This is a genomic window from Nocardioides kribbensis (assembly GCF_015070375.1).
Classification (GTDB): domain Bacteria; phylum Actinomycetota; class Actinomycetes; order Propionibacteriales; family Nocardioidaceae; genus Nocardioides; species Nocardioides kribbensis.
Genome location: NZ_JADCLL010000002.1, coordinates 14,062 through 25,539, shown reverse-complemented (window position 1 = coordinate 25,539; position 11,478 = coordinate 14,062). Strand labels below are relative to the sequence as shown.

13 protein-coding genes are annotated in these 11,478 nt (G+C 76.0%); 9 read left to right on the top strand and 4 right to left on the bottom strand.

Features of this window, described 5'->3' with window-relative positions:
- Nucleotides 1–59: 59 nt before the first annotated feature.
- The 6 genes from serS to IR170_RS05870 all read left to right on the top strand — a co-directional run bounded on the left by serS (nucleotide 60) and on the right by IR170_RS05870 (nucleotide 5,353).
- Entirely contained in the window at nucleotides 60–1,400 is a 1,341-nt protein-coding gene (serS, locus tag IR170_RS05895; RefSeq protein ID WP_193661640.1) for a serine--tRNA ligase, read from the top strand.
- Nucleotides 1,393–2,277 (top strand): HAD family hydrolase, encoded by an 885-nt coding sequence (locus tag IR170_RS05890; RefSeq protein ID WP_251534581.1) that lies wholly within the window; start codon nucleotides 1,393–1,395, stop codon nucleotides 2,275–2,277. The genes serS and IR170_RS05890 overlap by 8 nt, the downstream gene beginning before the upstream one ends.
- Entirely contained in the window at nucleotides 2,274–2,954 is a 681-nt protein-coding gene (locus tag IR170_RS05885) for a GNAT family N-acetyltransferase (protein WP_319804922.1), read from the top strand. Before IR170_RS05890 ends, IR170_RS05885 begins: the two co-directional genes overlap by 4 nt.
- Complete coding sequence (locus tag IR170_RS05880) at nucleotides 2,951–3,745, top strand: Cof-type HAD-IIB family hydrolase (RefSeq protein ID WP_193661639.1); 795 nt, start codon at nucleotides 2,951–2,953, stop codon at nucleotides 3,743–3,745. The genes IR170_RS05885 and IR170_RS05880 overlap by 4 nt, the downstream gene beginning before the upstream one ends.
- 17 nt (nucleotides 3,746–3,762) lie before the next feature.
- Nucleotides 3,763–4,467 (top strand): hypothetical protein, encoded by a 705-nt coding sequence (locus IR170_RS05875; protein WP_193661638.1) that lies wholly within the window; start codon nucleotides 3,763–3,765, stop codon nucleotides 4,465–4,467.
- Nucleotides 4,468–4,633: 166 nt separating this feature from the next.
- A complete protein-coding gene (locus tag IR170_RS05870; RefSeq protein WP_193661637.1) occupies nucleotides 4,634–5,353 on the top strand; it encodes a YkvA family protein in 720 nt (239 codons plus the stop codon).
- A gap of 469 nt (nucleotides 5,354–5,822) precedes the next feature.
- Here the strand turns inward: IR170_RS05870 and IR170_RS05865 are convergent, their stop codons facing one another.
- From IR170_RS05865 to mobA, 4 genes are all read right to left on the bottom strand, one after another.
- Nucleotides 5,823–6,458, bottom strand: coding sequence for a bacterial proteasome activator family protein (locus tag IR170_RS05865; RefSeq protein WP_193661636.1), 636 nt, complete (start codon nucleotides 6,456–6,458; stop codon nucleotides 5,823–5,825).
- A 105-nt stretch (nucleotides 6,459–6,563) separates the two neighbouring features.
- A complete protein-coding gene (locus IR170_RS05860; protein WP_193661635.1) occupies nucleotides 6,564–7,541 on the bottom strand; it encodes an NAD(P)H-quinone oxidoreductase in 978 nt (325 codons plus the stop codon).
- 156 nt (nucleotides 7,542–7,697) lie between these two features.
- Complete coding sequence (locus tag IR170_RS05855) at nucleotides 7,698–7,994, bottom strand: DUF6457 domain-containing protein (RefSeq protein WP_056865196.1); 297 nt, start codon at nucleotides 7,992–7,994, stop codon at nucleotides 7,698–7,700.
- A gap of 584 nt (nucleotides 7,995–8,578) precedes the next feature.
- Nucleotides 8,579–9,208, bottom strand: a complete 630-nt coding sequence (gene mobA, locus IR170_RS05850; RefSeq protein ID WP_193661634.1) for a molybdenum cofactor guanylyltransferase — start codon at nucleotides 9,206–9,208, stop codon at nucleotides 8,579–8,581.
- A gap of 45 nt (nucleotides 9,209–9,253) precedes the next feature.
- Here mobA and IR170_RS05845 point away from each other — a divergent pair, with 45 nt between their 5' ends.
- Genes IR170_RS05845 through IR170_RS05835 form a run of 3 tightly spaced genes read left to right on the top strand, consistent with a single transcriptional unit; the run spans nucleotide 9,254 to nucleotide 11,408 of the window.
- Nucleotides 9,254–10,036 (top strand): carbon-nitrogen hydrolase family protein, encoded by a 783-nt coding sequence (locus IR170_RS05845; RefSeq protein ID WP_193661633.1) that lies wholly within the window; start codon nucleotides 9,254–9,256, stop codon nucleotides 10,034–10,036.
- A gap of 11 nt (nucleotides 10,037–10,047) precedes the next feature.
- Nucleotides 10,048–11,145 carry a hypothetical protein gene (locus tag IR170_RS05840; RefSeq protein WP_193661632.1) on the top strand — a complete coding sequence of 366 codons (1,098 nt, stop codon included), beginning with the start codon at nucleotides 10,048–10,050 and terminating at the stop codon, nucleotides 11,143–11,145.
- A 29-nt stretch (nucleotides 11,146–11,174) separates the two neighbouring features.
- Nucleotides 11,175–11,408 (top strand): biotin/lipoyl-binding carrier protein, encoded by a 234-nt coding sequence (locus tag IR170_RS05835; RefSeq protein ID WP_156697971.1) that lies wholly within the window; start codon nucleotides 11,175–11,177, stop codon nucleotides 11,406–11,408.
- Nucleotides 11,409–11,478: the final 70 nt, after the last annotated feature.

The window sequence follows — 11,478 nt, the reverse complement described above, 5'->3', positions numbered from 1 at the left end:
CCCGGGGGGCCTGTGGAACTCGCGTGAGACGGCGCCGGCCGCCCCGATAGCCTCTCACCATGATCGACCCCCGGATCCTGCGAGACGACCCCGACCGCGTGCGCGCCGCCCAGGCCAAGCGCGGCCTGTCCGACGCGGTGGTCGACACCGCCCTGGCCGCCGACGCCGCGCGCCGGGCCGCGATCGGGGAGTTCGAGGCCAAGCGGGCCCAGCAGAAGCAGCTGGGCAAGCAGATCCCCCAGGCCCAGGGCGAGGAGAAGCAGGCGCTGCTGGCGCAGACCAAGACCCTCGCCGCCGAGGTCAAGGCGGCCGAGGCCGCGCAGGGCGAGGCCGAGGAGGCCTGGCGCGCCGCGCTGCTCAGCATCCCCAACCTCGCCGACGAGCAGACCCCGGCCGGGGGCGAGGACGACTTCGTCGTGCTCGAGACCGTCGGCACCCCTCGCGACTTCGCCGCCGAGGGCTTCGAGCCGCGCGACCACGTCGAGCTGGGCCGCCTGCTCGGTGCGATCGACCTCGACCGCGGCGCCAAGGTGTCGGGCTCGCGGTTCTACTTCCTCACCGGCGTCGGCGCCGAGCTCGAGTTGGCCCTGGTCAACCTGGCCATGGAGCAGGCCCGCGAGGTCGGCTTCACCCAGGTCATCGCGCCCTCGATGGTCAAGCCCCGCGCCATGGACGGCACCGGCTTCCTCGGCCAGGCCGCCGACGACGTCTACCGGATCGAGGGCCAGGACATGTACCTCGTGGGCACCTCGGAGGTGCCCATGGCGGCCTACCACTCCGACGAGATCCTCGACGGCGCCTCGCTGCCGCTGCGCTACGCCGCCTTCAGCCCCTGCTTCCGCAAGGAGGCCGGCTCGCACGGCAAGGACACCAAGGGCATCATCCGGGTGCACTGGTTCGACAAGGTCGAGATGTTCGTCTTCACCACGCCCGAGGAGGCCGTCGCCGAGCACCAGCGGCTGCTGGAGTGGGAGAAGATGTTCCTCGACAAGCTCGAGCTGGCCTACCAGGTCATCGACGTCGCCGCCGGCGACCTCGGCCTCTCGGCGATCCGCAAGTTCGACTGCGAGGCCTGGATCCCCACCCAGGGCAAGTACCGCGAGCTCACCTCGACCTCCAACTGCACCGAGTTCCAGACCCGCCGCCTCGACACGCGCGCCCGGTACGCCGCCGGCGCTGCGGCCGGCGAGGGGTCGGGCGGCAGCGGCGGCAGCACCGGCAGCGGCACCGAGGTCGGCCCGGTCGCGACCCTCAACGGCACGCTGTGCGCCATGACGCGCACCATCGTGGCCATCCTCGAGACCCACCAGCAGGCCGACGGGTCGGTGCGGGTGCCGAAGGCGCTGCAGAAGTGGATGGGCCGCGAGGTCCTCGAGCCGCTGGAGCCCGCGCGTGGCTGAGCTGGTCACCGAGCCCGGCGGCTCCGACGGCGCCGACGAGCGCCCCGCCCCCGGCCCGGGCTGGCGCCCGCGGCTGGTGGCCCTCGACATCGACGGCACGCTGCTGCGCTGGGTCGACGGCGGAGGGGCGGCCCACGAGGAGATGTCGGAGGCGGTGCGCGAGGCCGTGCAGGCCGCCCGTGACGGGGGCGCCCACATCGTGCTCTCCAGCGGGCGCAGCCCCCACAGCATGACCGACGTGGCCGACCAGCTGGGCCTGGGCAGCCAGGACGAGCCGGTCTGGGTCGTGGCCTCCAACGGCGCGGTCGTCTTCCGCTACCCGCCGCTCGACGTCGTGCTGGAGGAGACCTTCGACGCCCGCGCCGCGGTCGCCGCCGTGCTCGCCGAGCACCCTGACGCCATCGTGGCGGTCGAGGAGCGCGGCGTGGGCTACCGGCTCAACAAGCCCTTCCCCGAGGGCGAGCTCACCGGGGAGATGATCCTGGCCGACGTCGAGGACATCGTGGCCGAGCCCGTCAGCCGCGTCATCATCCGCGACCCCGCCGCCACCGCCGACGACTTCGTGGCCCTCGCGGCCCGTCTGGGCCTCCAGGGCACCGACTACGTCGTGGGGTGGACGGCGTGGCTCGACCTCGCCGCCGCCGGGGTCTCCAAGGCCTCCGGCCTCGACCACGTGGCCGCCGAGCTCGGCGTCACCGCCGACGACGCGCTGGCCATCGGCGACGGGCGCAACGACCTCGAGATGCTCGCCTGGGCCCGGCGCGGGGTGGCCATGGGCCAGGCCGTGCCGGAGGTGCACGCGGTCGCCGACGCCACCACCGCCAGCGTCGACGACGACGGCGCCGCCGTCGAGATCCGCCGCTGGTTCCCCGCGTGAGCGAGCAGGCGGCCCTCGTGGCCGGGCCGCCGCGCGTGGTCTCCACCGAGCGGCTGGCGCTCGTGCTGTGGTCCCCCGAGGTCGCGGCCGACGTGCGCGCGCGCCGCCGACGTCCCGAGTTCCACCCCGACTTCCCGCGCCCCGACGACGCCGACGCCGCGACCCTGTGGGTCGACGGCGACGCCTGGGGACCGCGCAGCATCGTGCGCGGTCGCACCGTGCTCGGCTCGATCGGCTTCTTCGGTCCGCCCGAGCCCGCGGCCGACGCGACCCCCGAGACCGAGGTCGGCTACGGCCTGGTGCAGGAGGCGTGGGGGTGGGGCTTCGCCACCGAGGCGCTGCAGGGGCTGCTCGCCCACACCGACCACGTGGGGGTGCGGGTGCGGGCCGGCGTACGCCCCGACAACCGGGCGAGCGTGCGCGTGCTCGCGAAGTGCGGCTTCACCGAGCTGCGGGGCTCCGACGAGGAGGGCCGGCTGATGATGGCGCGGCCCCTGCCGGGCACCGCCTCGCCGCTCGCGGGCACCGGCGCGCGGCGCGCCGCGGAGCGCGAGCAGGAGCGGCAGGAGCGGCTCGAGCAGGAGCGTCTGGAGCACGATCAGCCGGCGGCCGACCCCGCGACCGGCCCCGCGACCGGCCCGACGGCCGGCGTGACGCCGGCGGAGGAGACACCGTGAGCCTGCCCCGCCTGGTGGCCACCGACCTCGACGGCACCCTGGTCCGCTCCGACGGCAGCGTGTCCGACTACACCCGCGAGGTGCTGGTGGGCGTCGAGCGCCTCGGCGTGCCCGTCGTCTTCGTGACCGGCCGGCCGCTGCGGTGGGCGCGCGACGTCTTCGACCACGTCGGCGACCACGGTCTGGCCGTGGTCTCCAACGGCGCCCTGCTGTGGGACGTCGCCGCCGACCGGGCCCGCCTCGAGCGTGCCATCTCCGCCGAGGACGCCCTGGCCTTCTGCCGCGACCTGCGCGCGGCCGTGCCGGGCACGGCGTTCGCGGTGGAGGACCTCGACGGCATCGCCCTCGAGCCGGGGTTCATGGAGCGCCACCCGATCCCCGACGCCAGCCGGCGCGCCCCTCTCGAGGAGCTCATGGACCGCCCGGCGCTCAAGCTGCTGGCGCGCCACGAGGAGCTCGACGCCCAGGACTTCTGGGACCGCGCCGAGGCCGCCACCGGCGGCCGGCTCACCATCACCTGGTCGTCGTCGAGCGCCCTGCTCGAGGTGAGCGCGGCCGAGGTGACCAAGGCCTCGACGCTGGCGATGCTCTGCGCCGACCTGGGCGTCGACGCCGCCGACGTCGTGGCCTTCGGCGACATGCCCAACGACCTGCCGATGCTCGGCTGGGCGGGCACGGCCTACGCCATGGCCGACGCGCACCCCACCGTCACCGCCGCCGCCGACCACGTCGCGCCGGGTCACGACGAGGACGGTGTGGCCACCGTGCTGGCTGGTGTGTTCGGGCTGTGATCTGGTCTCATGGGCGCGTGCCCGCCCTCGGACAGACACCCGCCGCGTCGGCGACGCCGCCGGCCCCGGCCGCCACGCCCCTGCTGCGGTGGGCCACGGGTCTGCTCGTGGTGGCGCTGGTCGTCCTCGCGGTGCTGGTGGGTCAGGGAGCCTCCGGCGGCGCCGGCTCCGCGTCGGCCTCGCCGTCGCCCTCCCGCACGCCCAACACCTGCGCCGACACCGACCTCGCCGAGCAGATCCGCACCGCCGACGCCGTCTTCACCGGTGTCGTGACCTCCTCGACGAGCTCGCAGGCCGAGGGCGGCGACGGCGCGGAGATCCTGCACGAGGTGCAGGTCGACCTGGTCTACAAGGGCCGCAGCAGCGTCACCACCCCCGAGGTGCAGGTGCGCAGCCTGCGCGGCACCGAGCAGGGCTGCGACCTGGGCGAGCTGGTCGACGGCGAGGAGTACGTCTTCGTCGTCGCCGCCGACGGCGACTCCTGGTTCGCCGCGGGCGACAGCGGCACCGCCCCGGCCACGGCCTCCTACGTCGAGCAGGTCGACGCCATCGTCATCGCCGAGCCCCGCCCGCCGGTCTCGCCGGAGCCCGAGCAGGCCTCCTTCGAGGCCCTCGACCCGGCCGAGCCGACCACGCTCACCCGCGCCGCCGCCCCCGGCGCGGCCCTGGTCATCGTCGGGCTGCTCGGCCTCGTCGTCGTCCGCCGCCTCAACCGGCGCTGACCCGCTCACCCTCGCTGCCCCGCCCACCCTCGGTGCCCTGCCCACCCTCGGTGACGCGCCCACCGTCGGTGCTGCGCTGCCGGGCGGCTGGACCCGTGCCCGCACCCGCGGCCGGGCTCGCCACCGCCGTCGGACCCGCGACCGGGTGCGACCGCGAGGCCGCGCGGTGAGCCAGCCCTGGTCGACCCTGGTCGCCGTCGGCGGTGGTCTCCTGCTGCTGTGGGCCGGGCTGGTCCTGACGCTGTGGCTGCTGGCCCGCCGCGACCAGCGCACGGGCAGCCTGCGCGAGGCGCTTCGGCTGCTGCCCGACGTCGTGCGGCTGCTGCGCGCGCTGGCCGCCGACCCCGACCTCCCCCGCGGCGTGCGGCTGCGGCTCGTGCTGCTGCTGGGCTACCTGCTGATGCCGCTCGACCTGGTGCCCGACGTCATCCCCGTCGTCGGCTGGGCCGACGACGTCGTGGTCGTCGCCCTCGCGCTGCGCTCCGTGGTGCGTCGTGCCGGGCCCGGCGCCCTCGACCGCCACTGGCCCGGCACTCCCGACGGGCTCGCCGTCGTACGCCGCCTGGCCGGCCTGCCGACGCCTCCCGCGACCGGACGCCGGCCCGGCTCCGGCTCTGACACCGGCCGCGGCCCCGGCCCCGGCTCTGACACCGGCCGCGGCCCCGGCCCCGGCTCTGACACCGGCCGCGGCCCCGGCCCCGGCTCTGACACCGGCCGCGGCCCTGGCCCCGGCTCTGACACCGGCCGCGGCCCCGGCTCTGACACCGGCCGCGGCCCCGGCCCCGGCTCTGACACCGACACCGGCTCGGGCTCCGGGCCCGGCTCCGGCTCCGCCTCCGCCTCTGGGCCCGGGGCCGCGGCCCGCACTCCGCCTGGCTCCCCGTGAGGCGCCGCTCGACCGGCACCCCCTGGGGGTGGCAGCGGCTGCGCGGCGCTCCACGACGCCGGCGGCGACGTCTCCTGGGTTGAACGAACGTTCGATCAACCCGGACGGTCTGCCCGGAGGTCCCAGCGTCGGACGACCGTTCGACCACTCCGCACGGCCGGGCACCGGAGGGACCCTCCGACCGCGGCCCTCCTCAGACCGCCCCCAGCGCCGGGCGCAGGCCGACTCCGGCCCATCTCGGGGGGGCCGTGGTCGCACCGTCACCGGGTCCCGCTCTGCGACGACCCGAGGAGCCGCTGTGCCCTCGCACCACCTCGCGCCCGTCCGCGCTCACGTCGCCAGTGGGCGGGCGAACGCCCGTCGCGCCGTGCGCCTCCCCGTGGCGCTCACCGGTCTCGCGACCCTCGCGGCCGCCGCGGCCGCGGACGGACCCGCGCCCTCCGCACCGTGCTGAGCGCGGGTCAGGCGCTCAGAGGTACATGCCCCCCGAGCCGCCGCCCGACTCGCCGCCCGGCTGACCCGGACCCGGCTGCCCCGGCTGGCCGGGCTGACCCGGCTGAGCGGCGCCCGGGTGGCCCTGGCCCGCGGGCAGGCCGCGCCGCATCTGCTCGAACTGCGCCCGCGCCTGCATCTGCTGGGCGTAGATCGCGGTCTGGATCCCGTGGAAGAGACCCTCGAGCCAGCCGACCAGCTGGGCCTGGGCGATGCGCAGCTCGCCCTCCGACGGGGTGGAGTCCTCGGTGAAGGGCAGGCTGAGGCGCTGCAGCTCCTCGACCAGCTCGGGGGCCAGGCCCTGCTCGAGCTCGGCGATGGAGGCCTGGTGGATGTCCTTGAGTCGGTTGCGGCTGGCCTCGTCGAGCGGCGCGGCCTTCACCTCCTCCAGCAGCTGACGGATCATGCTGCCGATCCGCATCACCTTCGCCGGCTGCTCGACCAGGTCGGTCACGGCGCGCTCGCCGTCGCCGTCGCCGTCCTCGTCGCCGCTCGCGGCCTGCGCGGCCACGGCCAAGGCCGAGGCGGGCACGCTGCCCATCGGCTGGCCGTCGGGGCCGACGATGACGATCTGCTGCTCCTGCTCGGGGCTCTCGCCCTGCTGCTCGGTCATGGGTTCCACCTTAGGTACGTCGAGAGGTCGGTCGGGGGGTCGGTCGGGGGCGCACGGCAGCGGCGGCGGTGACCGTGGGGTCGCGGCCGTCGCGGGCGGGGCCGGTCACGTCGTGAGCAGGATCTTCCCGGTGTGGGATCCCGAGGTCATCAGCTCGTGGGCGGCGACGACCTCGTCGAGCGGCATGGTGCCGTGCACGACCGGCGTGACCGACCCGTCGGCCAGCAGCGGCCACACGTGCTCGACGAGGGACTGGCAGATGGCCGACTTGTTCTCCACCGAGCGCGCCCGCAGGGAGGTGGCGACGACGCTGCCGCGCTTGCGCAGCAGCGTGCCGAGGTCGAGCTCGGCCTTGGCACCGCCCTGCATGCCGATGACCACGAGCACGCCCTCGAGGGCGAGCGCGTCGACGTTGCGCATGAGGTACTTGGCGCCCATGTTGTCGAGGATGACGTCGACCCCGGCGCCGTCGGTGGCCTCCGTGACGACCTCGACGAAGTCCTGGTCGTGGTAGTCGATGGTCACGTCGGCGCCGAGGTCGCGGCAGAAGGCCAGCTTCTCGGCGGTGCCTCCGGTGGTCATGACGCGGGCGCCGCGGGCGTGGGCCAGCTGGATCGCGAAGGTGCCGATGCCGCCGGCGCCGCCGTGCACCAGGAAGGTCTGCCCGGCCTCGAGACCGGCGATCATGAAGACGTTGGACCACACCGTGGCCGCCACCTCGGGCACGGCCGCCGCCGTGACCAGGTCGAGCCCGGCCGGCACGGGCATGACCTGGCCCTCGGGCACGGCGACCTTCGTCGCGTAGCCGCCGCCGGCGAGCAGCGCGCAGACCTCGTCGCCCACGGCCCAGCGCGTCACGCCCTCGCCGACGGCGGAGACCGTGCCGGAGCACTCCATGCCGATCACGTCGGAGGCGCCGGGCGGGGGCGGGTAGTGGCCCTGGCGCTGCAGCAGGTCGGCGCGGTTGAGGCCCGCGGCCGCGACGTCGAGCACGACCTCGCCCGGCCCCGGCTCGGGGTCGGGCAGTTCGGTGACGGACAGGACCTCGGGACCACCGGTCCCCTGGGCGACGACAGCACGCATGACTGCGACCCTAGGCCGCCGCGACGACGCCCGGACCACCCCTAGGTCCAGGCCCGGTGCCGACCCGCGGCAGCGCCGCCGTACGCCGCGCCCGGGGCCCGAGGCCCGGAGCCCTGAGCCCTGCGACCGCAGCCGTCGGTCGCTAGGCCGCAGCCCTCAGCCTGCGCTGTGGCGGGCGGCCCACTCCTCGGCCAGTCGCTCGGCGCGGGCCGACAGCTCCTCGACGACCGCGGGGTCGCCGCCGCGGAGCCCGGCGGCGAGTCCGACGAGGTAGGTCGTCACCGGCGCGGCCGGCCGCAGCACCCCGTGCGCAGCCACGCGGGCCAGGTCGAGCACGAGTGCCTCGTCGACCTCGTGACCCTCGAGCCCGAGCGCGGCCGTGGCCTCGTCGATCCAGTCGGCCAGCGTCGGCTCGGCGGGGGCGGGGGTCTGGTCGTCCGCGGGGGAGGTCATGGCCTCAGCCTCTCAGGTACCGGCCGCTCGGGTGCCGGCCCCGGTCCCCCCGCTGAACCCCACCCGCGGCGCTGTCCTTCCCGCGCCATTGCGCTGCTTGCGCAGCTGAGACGTCCGCGCCGGTGCGCCAACGGTGCAAACCTGGCTCAGTTGCCCGGTCTTGTCCGCGCAATTGCGCCGCTTGCGCAGCCGAGACGCCCGGACCGGTGCACCAGCCACGCAAACCTGGCTCGGCGGCTCGGTCCTTCTCGCGCCATTGCGCCGCTTGCGCAGCCCCGCCGGCGTCGCGGTCCCCCAGCGCGATTGCGCCCGGTCCGCAGCGGAGCCGTCCGCACCGCTGCACCAGCCGCACAATCCTGGCCCAGCGGCCCGCCGGGTCCAGCGCAATTGCGCTGTTTCCGCAGTCCAGGCGTCGGCGGCCGTGCTCCAGCCACGCAAACCGGGCCTGGCGGTCCCGCCGGTCCCGCGCAATTGCGCCGCTTGCGCAGCCCCGACCACGGCCCCCGCCGGCGGCCCCCGGCGGCCCCCGACGGCCGCCGCCCACCTGACGGCCGCCCCACGACCGCCCCCTGGGGTCAGCCGCCTCAGCCCGGCGGCTCGGCGAGGTCGCGCAGGTCGGCCCAGGTGTCGACGTCCCGGTGCTCCTCGCCCAGGGCGGCGACCTCGGCGAGCCGCAGGTCGCGCAGCAGGTGCCTCATGGCCATGCCGTGCTGCCCCTCGTGGTCCGGGCGCACGGCGTCGAGCCGGTCGGTGCGGAGCACGAGGGCGAGCTGGTGGCGCCCGTCGGGGGCGACCAGGCGCGCCCCGTCGAGGTCCTCGTCGAGACCGTCCTCCCCGAGGAGCGCGTCGTGGAGGCGGCGGAAGGTGTGGGCGGTGACGCGGGGCATGTCGACGGCCAGTACGCCGAGCGTGCGGGGCGCCCGCACGAGGGCGTCGCGCCCGGTGAGCAGCGCCGCGACCGGGCCGCCGTGGCGCGGCGACTCGCGGCAGAAGGTGACCGGCCGCTCGGTCGGCACCGGGTCGCCGACCACCACGACCTCGGCGGCGTCGACGAGCGCGTCGAGGGCGTGGGTGAGCAGCGAGCGGCCGTGCAGCTCGACGCCGGCCTTGTCGACGCCGTCGAGGCGCACCGCGGTGCCGCCGGCGAGCACGACGGCGCAGAAGCCGCCGGTGTCGGGGTCGAGCAGGGGACCGGTGGGGGAGGAGCCGGGCATGCCTGGAGTCTCGCACCGGTCGCGGCCGGCTGGCAGGCTGGAGCCATGACCGCCGACACGACGTGGACCACGGCACGGGTCGCCCTCGTGCAGGAGGCCTCGGGTCTCGAGCCCGCGGGCAACCGCGAGCGCCTGGCCGCGCTGGTGCCGACCGGCCACGACCTGGTCGTGCTGCCGGAGGCCTTCGCCCGCGACTTCGGCACCGCCGGCTCGCCGCTGGGGGAGCACGCCGAGCCGGTCGACGGGCCCTTCGCCTCCGAGGTGGCCCGGGTCGCGAGCGCCGCCGGCACCACCGTGGTCGCCGGGATGTTCGAGACCGGCCCCGACCCCGAGCGCCCGTGGAACACGCTGGTGGTGCGCGGGGCGGTGAGCGCGGAGTACCGCAAGATCCACCTCTACGACTCCTTCGGCTACCGCGAGTCCGACGTGCTGACGGCCGGCCCCACGACCCCCCGGGTGGTCGACCTCGCCGGCCTGCGGGTCGGTCTGATGACCTGCTACGACCTGCGCTTCCCCGAGCACGCCCGCGCGCTGGTCGACGCCGGCGCCGAGCTGCTCGTGGTGCCCGCGGCCTGGGTCGCGGGGGAGCGCAAGGTCGACCACTGGCGCACCCTCGTGCGGGCCCGCGCGATCGAGAACACCGTCTACGTCGCGGCCGCCGCCCAGCCGGCCCCGCGCTACTCCGGCCACTCGATGCTCGTCGACCCGCTCGGCGACGTGCTCGCCGAGGCCGGCGACGGCTCCGAGGTCGTCGGCGCCGAGATCAGCGCGGCGGTGCTGGCGCAGGCGCGTCGTACCAACCCCTCCCTGGCCAACCGGCGTCTGTAGCCTCTCCGCTCGTGCCCGCCCCCGACCCCGCGACCCCCGCGCCCTCGAGCACCGCGCCCTCCGGCACCCCCTCCGATGCCCCGTCCGACGCCCGGCCCGACACCTCCCCGGGCACGCCGACCCGCGCCGGATGGCGCCGCGTGGCCCCGCTGGCCGCCTGGTGGGTCGTGGTGCTCGGCGGGGTGGCGGCCCTCGTGGTGGCGCTGCTCGACGTCGTGCCCGCCGACGAGCGGCTGCTCTCGGGCATCGGGTCGGTGGCCGTCACCAGCGCCTACACCTGGGCGCTGGTGGCCCGCGCCGGCGGACGGCCGCTGCTCTTCGGCGCGCTCGCCCTGCTGCTCGGCGTGGGTGTCCTGGTGCTCGACGAGGACTGGCTGCGCACGGGCGCGGCGGTGATGACGTGCGCGGTCGCCTCCGTGCTCGGCGTGATGGTCACGGTGCCGGCGCAGCGCTTCGTGCAGGCCGCCCGCGAGTGCGCCCTGGCGGTGCTGGTGGCCGCGGGCGGGGCGCTGGCCATGCTCGGCTTCGAGCCGGTCATCGCGCAGGTGCGCTTCGAGTACACCGTCTTCGGGCTCTCCCTACTCGCCGCCTTCGCGCTCGTCCACCGCCTCGGCGCCGGGCTCCACGGCCTGGGCCGCCGCGGTCTGGTCGGCGTGCTCGGCGGCGGGATCCTGCTCGCGCTGACCCTGGCCTACGCCGAGCTGCTGCGCCGCTACGGTCCCGGCGACGCCGTGGACAGCGTGCTCGACGGCGTCCGGTGGACCCGGGAGACCCTCGGTGCGTTCCCCCGTCCGATCGAGACCGTCCTGGGCGTGCCCGCCCTCGCGTGGGGCTGCCACATGCGCGCCCGGCGCCGTCAGGGCTGGTGGATCTGCGCCTTCGGCGTGGCGGCCACGGCCCCGGTGACCACCGCGCTGATGAACCCCGCCACCTCGCTGCTCGAGGCGGGCCTCTCGGTGAGCTACGGCCTCGTGGTGGGCCTGGTGATCGGCTTCGTCGTCATCCGCGTCGACCTCGCCCTCACCGGCCCGCGCGGCTCGCGGGCCCGCCGCGCCGAGGCCGAGGCCGCGGTGCGCCCGGAGCCACCTCGGGCCTCGGCGCTGCAGTAGTACGCGCCGGTAACGGCTAGGTTCGAGGCGTGGCTCGTGAACAGGTGACGGAGATCCTCGCGGAGATGGTGGCCAACGTGCTCACCATCGCGGTCGCGCCCGGCGAGCGCGTCGAGACCGGTGACACCGTGGTGCTGCTGGAGTCGATGAAGATGGAGATCCCGGTCATCGCCGAGGTCCCCGGCGTCGTGACCGAGGTGCGCGTCAGCCCCGGCGACGTCGTCCAGGAGGGCGACCTGCTCGTGGCCCTCACCCGCGCCTGACCGGCCCCACCGACGGCCCTCGCCGACCGGGCCCCATCGACCGGGCCCGACCCGTCGGCGCCGTACCCGC